The sequence below is a fragment of the Sphingobacterium humi genome (genome assembly GCF_009768885.1).
In the GTDB taxonomy this organism is placed as follows: domain Bacteria; phylum Bacteroidota; class Bacteroidia; order Sphingobacteriales; family Sphingobacteriaceae; genus Sphingobacterium; species Sphingobacterium humi.
Genome location: NZ_WSQA01000006.1, coordinates 113,217 through 130,778 on the forward strand (window position 1 = coordinate 113,217; position 17,562 = coordinate 130,778).

At 42.6% G+C, this 17,562-nt stretch carries 13 protein-coding genes; 1 reads left to right on the top strand and 12 read right to left on the bottom strand.

From position 1 onward, the window contains the following. Position 1: 1 nt before the first annotated feature. The 8 genes from GQF63_RS09710 to GQF63_RS09745 form a co-directional block, all read right to left on the bottom strand. Positions 2–3,292 carry a SusC/RagA family TonB-linked outer membrane protein gene (locus GQF63_RS09710; protein WP_160369034.1) on the bottom strand — a complete coding sequence of 1,097 codons (3,291 nt, stop codon included), beginning with the start codon at positions 3,290–3,292 and terminating at the stop codon, positions 2–4. A gap of 413 nt (positions 3,293–3,705) precedes the next feature. Next, positions 3,706–5,061: an FGGY-family carbohydrate kinase gene (locus GQF63_RS09715; protein WP_343031038.1), complete on the bottom strand. Its 1,356-nt coding sequence runs from the start codon at positions 5,059–5,061 to the stop codon at positions 3,706–3,708. An 8-nt stretch (positions 5,062–5,069) separates the two neighbouring features. Further along, positions 5,070–6,344, bottom strand: coding sequence for a sugar isomerase (locus tag GQF63_RS09720; RefSeq protein ID WP_160369036.1), 1,275 nt, complete (start codon positions 6,342–6,344; stop codon positions 5,070–5,072). A 61-nt stretch (positions 6,345–6,405) separates the two neighbouring features. After that, a complete protein-coding gene (locus tag GQF63_RS09725) occupies positions 6,406–8,514 on the bottom strand; it encodes a bifunctional aldolase/short-chain dehydrogenase (protein WP_160369037.1) in 2,109 nt (702 codons plus the stop codon). Between the two features lie 24 nt (positions 8,515–8,538). Then, a complete protein-coding gene (rhaT, locus tag GQF63_RS09730) occupies positions 8,539–9,612 on the bottom strand; it encodes an L-rhamnose/proton symporter RhaT (protein ID WP_160369038.1) in 1,074 nt (357 codons plus the stop codon). Positions 9,613–9,799: 187 nt separating this feature from the next. Beyond that, positions 9,800–10,429: a CoA transferase subunit B gene (locus GQF63_RS09735; protein ID WP_160369039.1), complete on the bottom strand. Its 630-nt coding sequence runs from the start codon at positions 10,427–10,429 to the stop codon at positions 9,800–9,802. A gap of 3 nt (positions 10,430–10,432) precedes the next feature. After that, positions 10,433–11,611 (bottom strand): thiolase family protein, encoded by a 1,179-nt coding sequence (locus GQF63_RS09740; protein ID WP_160369040.1) that lies wholly within the window; start codon positions 11,609–11,611, stop codon positions 10,433–10,435. Then, positions 11,604–12,326 carry a CoA transferase subunit A gene (locus tag GQF63_RS09745; protein WP_160369041.1) on the bottom strand — a complete coding sequence of 241 codons (723 nt, stop codon included), beginning with the start codon at positions 12,324–12,326 and terminating at the stop codon, positions 11,604–11,606. The genes GQF63_RS09740 and GQF63_RS09745 overlap by 8 nt, the downstream gene beginning before the upstream one ends. A 383-nt stretch (positions 12,327–12,709) precedes the next feature. Between GQF63_RS09745 and GQF63_RS09750 the strand changes: the two genes are divergently transcribed. Beyond that, entirely contained in the window at positions 12,710–13,297 is a 588-nt protein-coding gene (locus GQF63_RS09750; protein ID WP_160369042.1) for a hypothetical protein, read from the top strand. Positions 13,298–13,418: 121 nt separating this feature from the next. Here GQF63_RS09750 and GQF63_RS09755 read toward each other — a convergent pair whose 3' ends face one another. From GQF63_RS09755 to GQF63_RS09770, 4 genes are read right to left on the bottom strand one after another with little or no spacing between them, the layout of a single operon-like run. Further along, the gene (locus tag GQF63_RS09755) at positions 13,419–13,967 is read right to left on the bottom strand and encodes an SRPBCC family protein (protein WP_160369043.1); all 549 of its coding nucleotides are present in this window, start codon (positions 13,965–13,967) and stop codon (positions 13,419–13,421) included. Then, complete coding sequence (locus tag GQF63_RS09760) at positions 13,967–15,136, bottom strand: TlpA family protein disulfide reductase (RefSeq protein WP_160369044.1); 1,170 nt, start codon at positions 15,134–15,136, stop codon at positions 13,967–13,969. Before GQF63_RS09760 ends, GQF63_RS09755 begins: the two co-directional genes overlap by 1 nt. Positions 15,137–15,153: 17 nt before the next feature. Continuing rightward, the gene (locus GQF63_RS09765) at positions 15,154–16,275 is read right to left on the bottom strand and encodes a TlpA disulfide reductase family protein (protein ID WP_160369045.1); all 1,122 of its coding nucleotides are present in this window, start codon (positions 16,273–16,275) and stop codon (positions 15,154–15,156) included. 19 nt (positions 16,276–16,294) lie between these two features. After that, complete coding sequence (locus tag GQF63_RS09770) at positions 16,295–17,545, bottom strand: zinc metalloprotease (protein ID WP_160369046.1); 1,251 nt, start codon at positions 17,543–17,545, stop codon at positions 16,295–16,297. Positions 17,546–17,562 lie beyond the last annotated feature (17 nt).

Genomic DNA, 17,562 nt, shown 5'->3' on the forward strand with positions numbered 1-17,562 from the left:
ATTAGAGAGTTAAATTAATAGCGAAGGACACCACTCTGGATTGCGGGAAACCAAAGGCACTCACACTGGAACCATCGTCAAAAGCAGTTCTTGGGTCTACCCCTTTTTTGGCTGAAACAAAGAATAAGTTTTCCGCAGATAGGTAACATCTTAACTTATCGACCTTGTATTTCGACAATAAACTATTCGCGAAGGTATAACCTAAGGTTATTGATTTTAAATTCAGATAACTCGCATCAAAAACCGCGAAGTCAGAGTACTGGCCTACCCCACCACCTACTGGCGTACTACCAAAGTTGGTGCCGCCAAGCATACGCATCGGAATGTTTGAACTTGTATTTTCTGGTGTCCAGGCATTTAATAAATCCGTATGAATACCGCGTCCTATGGCATTTCCGGTTAACCCTTGGTAGGATAAGGAAACGGTTTTGCCGCCCATTTGGTAGCTGGCAAATACCGAGAAATCGAAGTTTTTGTAGGATACGCTTGTATTGAAACCTCCCACGAGATCAGGGCTGATGGTTCCTACTTCGTAGCGTGTTCCATCGTTGCCGGTTGTTGTTACGATATCCCCAACTTTATGACCCGGATACTTGCTCAGGTCATCGCTTTCCTTCAATGTTTTATAGGTCATTCCCAATCCGGTGTTTTGGTCTACACCGGCGTATTTATAGATATACATATTGAAGTAATCTTTGCCTGGCCCTCTTAAGAAGTTCCCTTGCACGAAATTGCCACCAAGGTCTGGGCTTCCTACCCCTGCCGGCATGGATACTAATTTTGTTCTATAGCGGGAAGCATTTGCCCCTACAGACCAGCGCAGATCATCGCGACGGATAATCACGTAGTTCAGATCAATTTCAATACATTTATTATTGAGCTCGCCCGCGTTCTCCATACGGGAACCGCGACCGGTTGATGCAGGTAAAGGCTTGGTAAATAATAGGTTTTTCGTATCGCGATTAAAGTAATCTACAGTACCTGATAAACGGTTGAAGAGGTTAAAATCTACGCCGAAATCGTAGGTATGGTTCGTTTCCCAGGTTAGGCCTAAATTACCCCATCCTGTCTGAGATAAGGTTGGCACCGGAGCTACTAAATTACCGCCATTCCCTAAAGCCCAGGTATCCGTCCAGTTTGTCGCACCAACGGCATTGTTCCCTTGTACACCATAACTTGCCCGGAATTTAATATCATTCACCCAAGCAACATCTTTCAAGAAGTTTTCCTTAGATACACGATAAGCTCCACCTACCGACCAGAAAGTACCCCATTGGTTCTCTCTAAAGTAGGAAGAACCGTCGAAACGCAAGCTTCCGGATAGGTAATATTTCTCATCGAAGTTATAGTTCACCCGGCTTAAATAACCTTCCAGCACCGATTTACCCGAACCACCATTCAGGTAAGAAATACCGATCGCATTGTTAAAGTCTGGCTTATCATAGGCCAACATGATATTCTTTTGTCCCGATTGATTGTCAGAACGTGTCCAACGGAACTCATGACCGACTAAGGCATCTACATGGTGTGCCCCGAAGTTTTTATCCCAGGATAAAATCTGGGTGCTATTCAATTGCGTACCACGAGCCCAATAGCCTGTAATGGTTCCTTGGGAATCACGTGCGGCCGTTCCTGACTCGTTGTTTGCATAGCTCTTATTGAAGACATAATTATTGTCAACGGCAAGATCTACTTTAAATTTAAAGTCGCTCAAGAAACTCGCTTCTAAATAGGTTCTTGCAGAAAGCACATCTCTTTTGTTATTGGCGAAGTCTTTTTGAAAATAAATACCCGGCGAATAGCCATTGAAGGCAAGCCTGGCGGTGGACCCATAGCGAGAATAGGTTTCTCCGGTTCCCAGGTCAAACATCTCCTCCCCGTATTCGTTATAACGTCTATTGCCGTCTTTATCGTAGGCAAATAGCGTGTTGATGGGGCTAAAGTAATTCAACCATGTAAACAGGTTGGTATTTACCGTACCGCCGGAATAGCCCGGAACATCGGTATTAACACGGGAATAGAACATGGAAGCTCCCCCTTTTAACCAATCAGTAATTTTAGAGTTCAAATTAATACGACCATTAAAGCGATCGAAATTGGACGCCATAACGTAGGAAGGATCATTTAAATAACCCAAAGAAACGTAATAATCATTTTTTTCGGAACCTCCGTTCAAGGACACATTATACTCCTGACGGATGGTGTTTTTAAAGAAGTAATCTTCCCAATTATCATGATACATCAAGGTCGCCTCAGGTCTGATTTTTCCGGTTACCGGGTCAATCAGGGTAGTGCCATCCGGGATATCATAAAGCATGTAGTTTCCTAAGCCATTGCGTTGAGTTAAGGCATTACCATTTGCTTTGAAAAGGTTATCAGAAGCATACTGACGCAATTCGGCCTCGCTCATGTTTTTAAAACGGTCGGCACGATCGGGTGCATATTTGGAATAATTGTAAATCCCCTGCCAGGTATATTCATAAAACGTGGCCGGATCCTGCACTTTATCGAAATCGCTCTGCCCCTTACTAGTTACCCCCACACGCATATCTGCAGAAATGGATGTTTTCCCTAGTTTTCCTTTTTTGGTAGTGATTAAGATTAAGCCATTGGCTGCTCTAGAACCATACAATGCATTGGCTGCCGCATCTTTTGACACGACGATAGACTCGATATCCGCAGGGTTCAAGGAGTTTAACCCGATATCGGATGGTGAGCCATCGACAACAATGAGAGGCGAGTTACTCGCATTGATGGATCCCATACCGCGGATACGTAAGCCTGCATCTGCGCCCGGCTGCCCCGTACTGGTGGAGAACTGAACCCCCGGAACCGCACCTTCGAAAGCGCGAGAAATGGTAGAAATCTGGCTTTTCTCAATAGATTCTGTCGAAATAGAAGACACCGAGCCCGTTAAATCCTTCTTCTTGGAAGAACCGAAGGCAACCACCACCACTTCATCCAATTCGGATTCATTTTCGTTTAATTCTACCCGGATTTGGGATTGATTGCCCACAACAACGGTTTTTAAATCAAAACCGATGTACTTAAAGGTTAAGGTTGAATTTGCTTGGCTCGAAATTTCAAAGGTACCATCCTCACCGCTTGCAGCCGTACTTTTCGTTGCTGCATCGGACACCGAAACTCCTACCAACGGATTCCCATTGGAGGCATTTACGACGGTTCCTCGAATAATTCTACTGGCTTGAGCAAATGCTGCATGGCTTGACCCTAAGAGCAAGCTGATGCAAATGAATAAAGAGATAAAAATCCCTGGTTTAGCATTGTTCATGTTTTAGATTGATGTTTGAATAAATTTGTTGCACCAAATATCTCATCTTTTAGCCTGACAACCATCCTGTTGTATCCTGTATCGTTTTAGCAAAAGGTAATAAAGATAGTTTAGAATGAATTATTCAGACTTTTTCAATAGAAACACTTAGTGTATAGATGATTTGCTGTCAAAAATATAAAATCAATGAAAAAATGGGATAAAATTCAAATGAAACAAGGCAAATAAGATTAATTTGGAATTATTACAGATAATTACATGGTATTTCTTCCTTTATTCATAGCAAAAAAGCCAACCTGGCGGTTGGCTTTTTCTAGAGATTGGTTGATCACCTTCGATGTTGATGATCTGGTCGAAAGAATCGACCATCATTTAATCCTGAGGAGCTATTTTGATTTCACTAAGTTCTTATGTTAGGCTCTGAAGAACCTGATTTCTATTAAATCGTTGGGAATAGGCTGGTTATTCCAATGTTCATGGATAACCAAGGCGGCGCCAATGGCTGTTGCCTGCGCCATGGAGGCGGCATATACTTCCATTTCAGGAAAGGCATGCGCCAGTAGATTCATGTAAATGGCATTCTTGCTAAATCCGCCATCCACAAAGATGCGGGTGGTTTTCTTGCCTGCTTGAATTAGTTTTGTGGATGCGATTTGCGCCTTGATGAGGTGCAAGATCAGCGCATGATAGGCTTCCGTATAGTTTGCATATTGAGCTAAATCTTGCTTGGCGAATGCCGCTAAGTCGGAAGAAATGGGCTGCCCTTCTAATTTTTTCACGATGTTCCAATCAATATCCATATGCTTGAATTTGGCAGTCGAGGTATCGAAATAATCAGCGATACGTTTCGACTGCAGTTCATGCTCATGGCCAGCAAACAATCGGGAGGCTTTCACCGGCTTCCCTTCATAAGAAAGGTAGAACAAGCAATCGCTTTCCAATTCGCTTTTCGTTAAAGGCTGATCATTGAACGGATTAATGGAAATGCACCAGGTTCCTGTTGAAATCAGGATAAATGGTTCGTGAAAGTTTAGTAAATAGGGAATTAATGCCGAAGAACTATCGTGCAGGCCTACCCCTATTTTAAAGGTACTTCCAGGAAAAGTGGCCGGAAAGACCGCGGAAGCATCTACTATAGGCGCTAACTTTTTATCGATGCCCTCATCCCTGACCCAGGTATGGTAGTCTTGTTTTTTATAGTCCCATAAAGCGGTATGACAACCTATAGAGGTCATATCCGAATAGGTTTTCCCCGACAACAGAAAGCTGAGGTACTGCGGTAAATGCAAGGCGTACTTGGTTTTCGCATAGATGTCAGGCTGTTCCTTCTTTAAGCGATAGACCTGCAATCCGGAGTTTAAGCTCCCCAAGGATGGGGAAGCCGTATCCAGGCTAAACTGATCGACCCCGCCATAGCTTTGATGCAAATGGTCAGCAAGGGCTTTCGGGTATTCCTTGAGGTAATTGTAGAGTGCTGCTAAGGGCCTACCGTCTTCATCGAGGTACACAAAGCTGGCACCATAGGAGGTAAAGTTGATGGCTTTTACATCAAACTCATCCCGACGGAAGATCTCTTGCAAAGAATCAAAAACGGATAAACGCAGGCTTTCCAGGTTCTCACAAGCATCGCCATCTTCATCCAAGGTTTCTAAAAAGCGCGCCGATTTTTCATAGACAAGCTCATAGTTCTCATCGAATAAGAATAACTTCTTATTGGTTTTGCCTACATCAAAAATGGCGACAACCGGTTTTCTCTCCTTCCCCTTCATACCCATGCTTATAATCCGGTGGCTACTGTATTATTTCCGCGCTCGGCAATTAAGGCTTCCCGGATCGCCAAGCTGTTGAACAAGGCAATAGGATCTAATGCCGCGCCATCGCGAAGGCGAGCTTCTGCAACAATAGCACGTACATCCGTACGGAATGCATCTTGTAAAATCTGTTGTGCTGCTACAATATTATTCTGACTTTGCGCTTCTTTCAAGGCCTTACGATCTACCAATAAAGCTTGGGCATAGGCAATCATGATGGCTTCTACCGATTGCAATAAATCTACCAATGGGTCTTTTAAATTATGCGAAGCATCAATCATCCAGCCTAATCCGGTAGCATGATCCATTCCACGAGCATCCATACCTTCTACCAATTCATTAAAAATTAAAAATAATTGGTAGGGTTTAATAGCTCCTGCCGTTAAATCATCGTCAGCATATTTACTATCGTTAAAATGGAAACCTCCTAATTTACCTTCCATCAACAATAAAGAAACAATCTGTTCGATATTCGCATTTGGTAGATGGTGTCCTAGATCGACGAGGGTATAAGCCTTATCGCCTAATTTGGAAGCTAAGAGCAGCGATTGTCCCCAATCGCCAATGGTCATGGAATAGAAGAAAGGTTCGAAGGCTTTATATTCTACAAACAGCTTCCAATCTTCCGGTAGATGCTTGTAAATTTCCTTTAAACTTTCCAATGTATTTTGGAAAGCCTCCCGGAAATTGAGCTGCCCCGGAAAGGAAGAACCATCTGCCAACCATACCGTCAAGGCTTTCGAGCCTAAGGCAATACCATGGTTTATTACATCGATATTATGCTGTACCGCTTGCTGACGAACCTTCGGATCTACATGATGTAGGGATCCGAACTTATAGCTATGCTCCTGCTCGGCCTGATCTTGAAAGGTATTGGAGTTTACCGCATCAAATTGCAGATCATAAGAAGCGGCTAAGGCTTTTATTTTTTCGGCATCTTTAGGAATATCCCAAGGAATATGCAAAGAAATGGCGCCGCTAGAGCGGTTTAAGGCATGCAATAAGCCTACATCTTCAATCTTTTGCTCTAAGTTTCCTGGTTCTCCTTTGCCGGAAAAACGGCCAAAGCGAGTGCCCCCAGTTCCTAAAGCCCAGCTTGGGATTGCAATTTGAAAGGCTTGCAGCTTTTTCAATATTTCCTCAACCTGAGGCACATCCGCCGCTATATAATCAAAAGCACGCTGATGTTTTGCAGCAAGTTGCTTATTATGTTGTTCAATTTGTTCTTTCTCTAATCTCATCGGTTCCGCGTTATAAAAAATGGAGGGGTATAGCACAGGCCATACCCCATAAAAATAGGATTTATCTTACAAATGCTACGGCAACACCGCCGTCAACATTTAATACATTTCCTGTAGATTTATTCAACAATCCACCAACGAAAGCATAACAGGCGTTAGCAATATCGTCAGGTACGATAATTTCATTCAATAAGGTGCGTTTTGCATAGAATGCCGGCAACTCTTCTACGGTAATTCCATAGGCTTTCGCACGGCCTTCGGCCCATCCGCCAGCCCAGATATTACTGTCGGAGATGACCGCATCCGGATTCACGACATTCACACGGATCTTCGCTGCGCCTAGTTCGGCTGCATTTAATCGGCTAAGGTGCAATTGTGCAGCCTTTGCACTGCCGTAGCCCGCATTATTTGGACCACTGACTAAGGCATTCTTGCTCACTATATTCAATACATCCCCACCGATTGCTTGTGCCTTCATCACTTTTACGGCCGCTTGGGTCACGAAGAACTGGCCTTTCACCAACACATCGTATAACAAGTCCATGTCTTTTTCGGAATGGTCTTCGATAGATTTTGAGATCGATAATCCGGCATTATTCACCACGATATCGATTCCCCCGAAGCTAAGGCTCGCCTTCTCAAAGGCTTGTTGAATTTGTTCTTCATTCGTAACGTCCAGACTTGCTGATACAACATTGTCTTTCCCGAATAATCCTACAAACTCTTCTTCAGCTCCCGCTAAACGCTCGGCGTTCATGTCATTCAATACCACAACGGCACCTTCCGCAGCGAACTTTTTAGCAATTGCTTTCCCGATACCACCGGCACTGCCTGTTACTAAGGCTATCTTTCCTGATAGGGCCTTAGGCTTCGGCATGCGCTGTAATTTAGCTTCCTCCAATAACCAATACTCGATATTAAAGGCTTCCTGACGTGGTAAAGAGGTATACTCACTAACAGCCTCCGAACCTTTCATCACATTGATGGCATTGGTATAGAATTCCGCAGCAACACGTGCAGTTTGCTTATCCTTTGCAAAAGCAAACATACCTACCCCCGGGTAGATAATAATCACGGGGTTTTTATCGCGAATAGCCGGACTGTTTGGGTGTTTACAGGTTTCATAATATTCCGTATACATGGCTCTGTAATCTTCAAACAATGGCTGAATCTTTTCTTTTATTGCTTCCAGGTTACTTAAATCTTCGTTTTTATCGAGGTTTAAGATTAAAGGTTGGATTTTCGTACGCAGGAAGTGATCGGGACAACTGGTACCTAGGGGTGCCAGCTTCTCTAAATCGTTGGAGTTGATGTATTCCAATACCCGCGGATCATCAGTAAAATGGCCGATCATCGGTCTTTCGCTGGAGCAAAATCCACGTAAAACAGGGGCTATTTTAGCTGCTTGCGCTGTTCTATCATTCGCTTGCAGACTTTCCACTTTAGCACCTCCAAATACAGGGCGTGCTTTTCCGTAATTCTCTTCCAAGTAAGTTGCACAGGCTTCAATAACATCCAATGAGTTAACATAACATTCATAGGCGGTATCTCCCCAAGTAAATAAACCATGGGACCCTAGCATAATACCACGGATACCTGGGTTTTGTTCCAAGCATTCGCGCAATTGCAAGCCTAGGTCAAAGCCTGGTTTTTGCCAGTCTACCCAACCGATGCTTCCATTGAACAGCTCTTGGGTAATTTTCTTACCATCCTTGGCAGCAGCAATCGCAATAGCGGCATCCGGATGCAAGTGATCAATATGCTTAAAAGGAAGGAAGCCATGCAATGGTGTATCGATTGAAGGAGCCTTAGAACTCAGGTCGAAGATACAATGGTTAAAGAGTTCGACCATTTCATCCTCGTGTTCAATGCCACGGTACACCTTTTCCAAGTTGCGCAAGCGGTTTACATATAAGGCCGCTAAGCCCGACTTCTTCAAGGTTCCGATATCACCACCGGAGCCCTTAATCCACATCACTTCCACCTCTTCGCCAGTCAAGGGATCCTTATCGATCACTTTGCAAGACGTATTTCCACCGCCATAGTTGGTAATCCTTAGGTCAGACCCTAAAAGGTTTGAGCGGTACAACAACAAGGCAACTTCATCTCCTTCGAGCGATTTCGCCTGTTCCTCATTCCATAAATAATTGACGTGTTTGTATGTTTTCACTTTTCCTTAATTTTTAAACATGAATTATTCTAACGTTTTTGCAAAACCCACGATGCAAATCGATAAAATGATAGTTACAATTCCAGCAATAATGGCCGTATAAGTGGGTTTACTTACGCCCTTCCATTCTTTCAAAATCACGCCCCAAGCATTGGATATCAAGATGATAAAGGCCATGTGTAAGATCCAGGAACTCGCCCCGTTCCCTAATCTACTTTCGCCCATACCATAGAAGAAAAACTGTAGGTACCACGTCGTGCCAGCAATCGCGCAGAGCAACAGGTTTTTCCCAAGCGGTGCAGATGATTTTGCGTAATCTTTATATGTTTTGTTTTTTAATAGCAAGTAGGCACACCAAATGAAGTTGGTGCAGAAGCCACCCCAGAGGATAACTATGTAGGTGACATTATTTTGGTAAAGGAACTCCCCTTGTCCGGGGTTTGCTGCCTTCCAAAGGTTGTTGGCCACATCGGCCATGGGTTTGCCGGCTTCAATACCAAAATTGAAACAGGCGCTTAATATTCCTGAAACGATAGCTACTACGATACCGAGTCCAAACTTATACTCAGCTTTCGCTTCCTCGCCCAGGGTACCAAGGCCCTTCTCTTTTAACATGCCTGCTTTCGCACAGAGGTAAATCCCGATAACACAAACCAGCAGACCTATCATAACGCAGATTCCTGCATTGGTGGTAAAGAAATAGTCTATTCCATGTTTTCCCTCGGCTTTATTGAAGAAGTAATAGATGGCTGGCATCAGGGCGCCAAAAACCATACTGAGGCCAAGAATAATACTACTTCCCAAAGATACGCCTAGATAACGAACGCCAAGGCCGTAGGTTAATCCGCCGATACCCCATAACACCCCGAATAGAAAAGTATAGCCAAGTATGCTTGCGCTGCTTTCCTGGATGATGTCCATAAAGTTAGGAATGGTTAACCAGGCCGCGATGGGCGGTACGATGATCCAAGAGAACAGTCCGCCTAGAATCCACATGGATTCCCAGGACCAGCTTTTCACTTTCTTGTAGGGCACATAAAAACTCCCCGATGCAAATCCCCCAATAAAATGAAATATAACACCTGCTAATGCATTCATATCCTATTCTTTATTTTCTTTAATCGTATTTAGGTTTCTAATTACATCGAAGATATTTTAAATAATAGGGATAACTGTTATGTACTGTCATGCTGTAGGCCTGGCAGGCACAAAAAAATAGCCGAACATTTCTGCTCGGCTATCCCCTACAGGTTTGCCCTGCAATATAGATTAGTTTGGTGTTTGGCTATACAATAAGTTTTCCCGCTGTGGCCTGACGTACCATATCTAAGGATACTCCATCATGGAGCTCCACGACTTTGAAGCCACCTTCGGGTACCACATCAAAAACACCCAGTTCTGTTACTATTTTCTTTACACATCGCACTCCTGTTAATGGCAGGCTGCAGGACGGCAATAATTTGGATTCCCCATGCTTGTTTACATGTTGCATGGCGACAATAATATTCTCCGCACTGGCCACCAAGTCCATGGCGCCCCCCATGCCTTTCACCATTTTCCCGGGGATCTTCCAGTTTGCAATATCTCCGTTCTCTGACACCTCCATGGCGCCCAGAATGGTGAGGTCTATTTTTCTGGAGCGAATCATCCCGAAGCTCATGGCCGAGTCAAAGATCGCGGAGCCCGGAAGGGTGGTAATGGTTTGCTTGCCGGCGTTAATATAATCGGCATCCTCCTCCCCTTCGTAAGGGAAAGGGCCCATGCCCAATAAGCCATTTTCACTTTGAAGTACCACCTGCATACCATCGGGAATATAATTGGCCACCAGGGTCGGGATACCAATTCCTAAGTTTACATAATAGCCATCTTTAATTTCTTGGGCTATTCTTTTTGCTATTCCAAATTTATCCAACATGACTTATACCTTTTTAATAATCATTGCACTGGCTCCGCCACCACCATTACAGATAGCAGCCAGGCCGATGCTTCCATTCTCTTGATGCAGCACTGAGTTTAACGTGACGATAATGCGTGCACCGGAACATCCCAGTGGATGTCCTAAAGCCACAGCGCCACCATACACATTCACCTTATCGGTAGATATTTCCAGGATTTGCGCATTGGCTAAGGCGACCACCGAGAAGGCTTCATTGAATTCAAAATAATCAATATCGTCTAGGCTTAAGCCGGCTTTCTGCAATACTTTCTGGGTAGCAATAGCAGGAGTGGTAGTAAACCAGGAAGGGTCTTGTTCCGCATCTGCATAGGCCAACACCTCGGCCAATGGGGTAAGATTCAAGGCTTTCATCTTTTCCTCGCTCATCAAGATAACGGCAGCAGCGCCATCCGATAGTGTCGACGCATTGGCCGCTGTAATGGTACCATCGGCTTTGAAGGCAGGCTTCAATTGGGGTAATTTATCAAAATTAACCTGTTTGAATTCCTCATCCTCGGCAACCAGCGTTGTTCCTTTGCGAGAAACCACCTCTACCGGGGCAACCTCCTGCTTAAATTTACCGGTTTCCCAGGCTATTTTACTGCGGGTATAGGATTGGATGGCATAATTATCTTGGTCGGCACGCGAGATTTCATACTTATCGGCACAAAGCTCGCCACAGTTTCCCATAGCCTGATTGGAATACACATCGGTCAACCCATCCTTTTGTAGGCCATCAATTAAGGATTGATCGCCATATTTGGCACCCCATCTTGTGGAGGCACTGTAGTAAGGCACTTGGCTCATACATTCCATTCCGCCTGCAACAACTACATCGGCATCACCCAACAAGATTTGCTGTACGCCCAAGCTAATGGCTTTCATGCCCGATGCACACACCTTATTAATGGTAGTTGCAGGAATATGGTCGGGTAAGCCTGCCATGCGAGCCGCCTGCCGTGCCGGCGCCTGACCTACATTCGCCTGCAACACACAGCCGAATAGCACTTCGTTAATCTGGTTTTTATCTAAGGAAATTTCATTTACAACGGCTTCAATGGCTTTTGCACCCAACTGGCTAGCTGTAAAGGAAGAAAGTGCACCAGCAAAACTACCCATAGGCGTGCGTTTTGCCGCAACGATATATACTTTTTTAGACATGATCTTCTTTTGTTCTTACAGTTCTTTGTTCTATTCGTTTTTCGTAGCTATCACCCTGGAATATTTTATGGACAAATACTCCTGGTGTATGGATGAAATTAGGATCCAACTCCCCAGGTTCTACTAATTCTTCCACCTCGGCAATGGTAATTTTCCCACACATGGCAACCACATGATTAAAATTTTCGGCTGTACCACGGTACACCAAGTTACCCGCTTTATCGCCCTTCCATGCTTTCACAAAAGCATAATCCGGCTCGAAGGCTGCTTCCATCAGGTAGTCCTTCTCAACGCCATGAAAAGTAAAACGGCGGACTTCCTTTCCCTCGGCCACCTCGGTTCCTACGCCTGCCGGGGTAAAAATGGCCGGCATACCATAGCCTCCGGCCAATAGGCGCGTAGCCAGGGTTCCTTGCGGAATAAGCTCCACCTCCAATTCGCCACTCAGCATCTGTCTTTCAAACTCGGCATTTTCACCAACATAAGAGGCAATCATTTTCTTTATCTGCTTCTTCTGCAACAATAAGCCTAGGCCAAAGTCGTCAACACCGGCGTTATTACTGATACAAGTCAGGTTTTTAGTTCCCTTTTTCAACAGGGCATCGATTAAATTTTCCGGAATACCGCAAAGTCCAAAACCACCTAGAGAGATGCTCATCCCATCTTCTACTCCTTGAATGGCTTCCATGGCATTTGCTACGGTTTTATCTATCATATGAATATTGGGTTTTCCAGCGGCAGCAGGTTCCTTCAGGCGCTAAAGGCCATGAATTTCAGCGCATGCGCTGGCTTAAGTTTATAATAGTCTAAAGATAAGAATATTTTGTGAAGCATTTATGTTTCCCTAATTTTTACAAATAAAACATTAGGCAAACCAAATTTTTAAAAAGATGACAGCAATCAAAATGAAAATTTAATAAGTTGATGCCTTTTATTAGGCTTCTTTTTTATCCATGTACGCTGCAAATGTTATAAATCAACAAATATTAACTTGGCTAATCAATTTTAATAGAATACATTAAATAGTTAATTTTTAATTTTTTTTAGTTTTCATAATATAATTGCTAAAATTGACGTGTAAAGCTTAATCGAAACCCTATGCGTGTACTAATTTATTCCATTTTCCTTTTATGTTTGATCCCGACAGCACAGGGACAGATGTTGCAACAGAAGCTGAAAACATCGAGCCTAGATAGCCAGTTTGTGTATTTGAATTTATACTCTAAATCGCAGAGTGCCGACTTCAAGATCATCAGGAGGGCAAACCTAGAGACCATCCGCCACAATGTGCGGGACTCGCTTAGCACTTACCGCAAAAAAATTGCTGAACTTTCCAACAATGCCTCCTCTTCCGCAGGAAATATTAAAGGCCTTCAAGATTCTGTGCAATCCTTAAGCAGCCAATTGGAACAGGAACAGCAAAAAACAGATAGCATTTCTTTCTTGGGCATCAACTTCGCCAAAGGTTCTTACCATACCCTAGTTTGGGTCATTATTATTGTCTTAGCTGCAGCTTTCGCCGGCACCTTATTCGCCTTCCGTAAAGCAAAGGTGGATACCGTGGACTCTAAAAACACCGTAGATGAATTGCAAGAAGAACTGCAAACCCTACGTAAGAAGTCGATGGAAAGAGAACAACATTTAAAACGCCAATTGCTGGATGAGCAGTTAAAGCGTAATTCATAAGTAGTAGACTTTAAAATATATTCCTTTAAAAAGGCGCTGCCAGCTGGCAGCGCCTTTTTTACAATACATAAAAATCCCCGGTACTCATCGTCCGGGGATTTCTTCTTTATGTTACAATAACTTATTGCATTTTGGTAGCAGGAATAGATTTTGGCTTACTCTTAAAATAATTTGTAAAACCTATTTTATACTGGTCTATTTCCTTTTTTAGGGTCTGCATCATTAGCTCTTTTGCTTCCTTCTTTCCTTCCAGCAAACCTTTCCAAGTAAGTACAGTTTTTCCATCGGCTAATTCTTCCGTAAATATGGCTACTTGAACAAGTTTTAAATCTTTAGGCAACTGATCATCTTGAAAATGGTAAACTAAAAAGCGGTGTTGTTCTTCCTGCTGTGTTACCTCATCATTTCGAATCGATCCATCTTTGAATGTCGTTTTCCGCGAGAACGGCAATTCATTACCTTGATTTTCCACGGATTGCACATAGCCGTTCGAAAGTTTAGCTGCCATTTCCGGATTCTTTAATACCGTCCAAATAGCATCACGATCGGCCGCAATGGTTAGCTTTTCATCGATATCCCAAGCTACAGTTCTGGCGGCTCCCATTTGTGCATAGCTTGTTCCGAACATCGCCAGGAGAAACAACAAGCATAATATAAAAGGCTTTTGCATTATTTACCTCCTAACAATTTTGCGATTTCTTTTTCCAAATTATCACCTCTTAAATTCTTAGCAACAATCTTTCCATCGCTATCTAACAAATAATTCATCGGAATTGCTGTGATGTTATAATATTGAGCAGCCTCATTTTTCCATCCTTTTAAGTCAGAGACCTGAGCCCATGGCATTTTATCATCCTTCACAGCCTTTAACCAATTATCTTTTTTATCATCTAATGAAATGGCAAACACATCAAAACCTTGGCCTTTATACTTGTCATAAACCTTTAACACATGGGGATTTTCAGCACGACAAGGACCACACCAAGAAGCCCAAAAATCAACCAATACATATTTCTTACCTTTCAGGTAATCGTATAAATTGATATTTTTCCCTTCCTGATTAGGCTGGGTGATATTGATAAATTTCGCTCCCATTTCTGTTTTCTTGGCTGCCGCCATTTCCTTATCAATACTAGCTTTAACATCTTTTGCTTCCTGCAACCAAGGGTATTTTTCAATCAAAGGATTTACATGAGCCAAAATAAAATCCTTCTCCCGGCGGGCACTCACAAAATTCAATGCATATACCACCTGTGGATCGTTTTTATAGTTTCTAACGTACCATTTTGCACGAGTAGCCATATTATCATACTGTTCCATCATCATATCCGTCAAAGATTTTGTCATGGCTGTATCTTTCGCTTTCATCGCCATATATTGTCTTTTCCCGATAGCTATGGTATTTTGATAATTCTGATAATTTTCCCAGTTCAGCATATTGATCAATTGGTTGTCTTTTCCTTCTGATTCAATAAATACATAAGGTGGGTTTTTAATCTTCACCTTGGCTGTATCTTCACCACGGAAATCAATTTTTAAATCATCATTTCCTGCCCAAAACGTAATCCTATCCCAACCAAACACATCTAAAGTATACAAGCGAGGTGTTTTTGCTGGCACTTTTATTTCATAAGTACTATCGGCTTTTAATTTGATAGTTTGATAAACTTCTGCATCCTTCATGGATTTATCCTTTAATACGAAAGGGAATTTTTCTTGGTTTTCGGCACTTGGCGGGAAATTAACTTTTCCTTTTACGGTGATAAACTCACGCGTTTGAGCACTTAATCCGGCGCACATTACTAATCCAATAAAAGTGCTTAATAATAGTTTCTTCATGTTATTTAAGGTTTATTTTAAAATTTAATGTTGAATAATTCTTCTAATTTCTTTTCCATAGCTCCTCCTCCTTTTGGATCAAAGCCGATTTCCTTCATTATAATTTTTCCTGATGGATCAATTAAATAGGACGTAGGCACCGCACTCACGTTAAACAGGGCAGATGACATCAATGTATTATCATACAATTGCGGCCAAGGATTTGCCTCCTCTTTCACGGCATTTAGCCATGCTTCTTTATTTTTATCAATGGAAACATTGACAATGACAAAATCCTTTCCTTTTAGTTTCGCATTCACTTCCCGAATGCGTGGGAAGGACGCGCGACATGGCGCACACCAGGATGCCCAGAAATCCAAAAGCACATACTTCCCTTTGAATTCCGCAAAAGAACGCTGTTTGTTATCCTGATCTGGTAAGGAAAAATCAGGAACCATGGCTCCTACTTTTCCATTTTTCATTCCTTGTAGTTTTGCCTGTACCACTCGTCCTGTTTCAGAAGCCTTTACCTCTTTGCTCAATCCCTGATAATAACGATCCAACTTATTTTCAGGAAGCGAGGAAAGAAGATTTAACAATAGATTGACAGTAACCAGTTCTGCAGGTTTATAATAAGCCTGCATTAAAGAGTCGTTCTTTTGTTGCATAATCGATTCCATATAGGTATTGGCTTTTTCAAAATCTACATGGTTTTGCTTGAGGGCATCGGTTCCGAATTTATCAGTGGCCGCTTTCCGGGCAGCCATATAAATTTTAGGGCGCGCCGCATTAAAATCAAAATACGTTGCAGCCGATGGCAAGCCTGAAACCTGAGCTGAAGACAGTCCTTTTTCGATATCAAAGGACACATTAATATCGCCTGACTTGTCGAAGAATAAAACTACCGGTGAATACATACGTCGTTTCGCGCGATCGTACTCTAAGGATATGGCACGTGATCCAGGCTCTTCCTCCTGCAGCGTAATTTCAAACCTGCCGTTTTCAATACTGGCTGAATCTTTTTTCAATTGGTTGTAGAAATACACTTTATTATGCCCCTCGGTATCTCCCGACACTTTCCCATGGATTTGTAGGGCAATCTGTCCGAAGGCAAATTGACAAGCTAAGAGTGCCAACCCTGATAATGCAATATTTTTCATGCTATGATTTTATTAAATGTTAGTTTTCTGTTGTCCAATTGCTACGAACGGGCGAGCGTTCCATAAGCAAGCGCATCCGTTCAACTTGGCCTAAGGTAAATGAATTCCTTAACGAAGGATAGCGAATGTCGTCCAAAGCATTATTTGCTAAGAATTTCTCCCCATCATTCCCAATTTTTAATAGGCTGTTCGTGATATTATTACTAAACGTATATTTTCGAGTATCTGAAACATAGTCATCAACCACTGTTGTTCTATACAAGCCATAATATACGCCCAAATAAGAGGCAATTTCAATATTTCTGTCCATTCCTGGGAAGAATATATTGCGATGTATGCCTAATCCAAAAGTCGTATAAAAATCAGTTGTTGGCACGTCGGCAATGGAATTCACAATATTAGCCACCCCTGGTATTGGCGTGCTACCAGCGGGCACAATTTGATAATTCGCGCGTTGAATTCCTAAACTGTTACTTGCAGTTAAGGGTAATAAATAAATATTCAAGAACTTCTCTTTATTCCATTGATAGGCATTTGTAGCATTAATTTTCTTGGTAAAATCCGCTAGACTAAAAAAGCTTGAAGCACGCCAGCTGGAGTTATACATGATTTTATTATAACCCGGCAAGGCTAAATTCGCCCCTGCAACATTCTTTTTGGCCAAACGGAATTCAATAGCAGCATTTGCGCCATTCGGATCCTTACCATTGGCGTTCGCAAAAACAAGGTTAGCATAAGCAACTGCTTGTTCCAAATGCCGTTGTTCAATAACCTGATAGGTTAACGGATCATAACTTGGATCTGTAGGTTCCAGTTCAAAGACATGGAAAACAACATCAACCACCCGCTTTGCAACTGCAACAGGAGGCTTTCTCAATTTTATAGTCTTCACTTTTGACTTCACCTTGCCCACCTGTGCATACAGGCTAATTTCCTGATTTCCGAGGTCTTTTGTTTTAAATTCCATTTCCTGCTGCGCTTTTCCATCGACGAAAATCTGCACTTGCTCAGCAGGTAGCGTATGGTAGTCTACAAACATCATGGTATCCTTCTTGCTGCCGTTTGGACCTGAGACAGCTACTTTTCGAAACGCTTCCAATACAAATTGTAATGTGGCCTTCCCATCCGCAATTAAGGAGTTACTGCCAGGTGAAAAATAAATAGAATCAATCTCATCCGCATTTGCTTGATACGTTTCATAGGGAAAAGATTCCTTTTCGCAAGATTGAAATAAGCATAAGAAACCGATTAGATATAGTATTTTTTTCATGATTTCAAGTTTTAAAA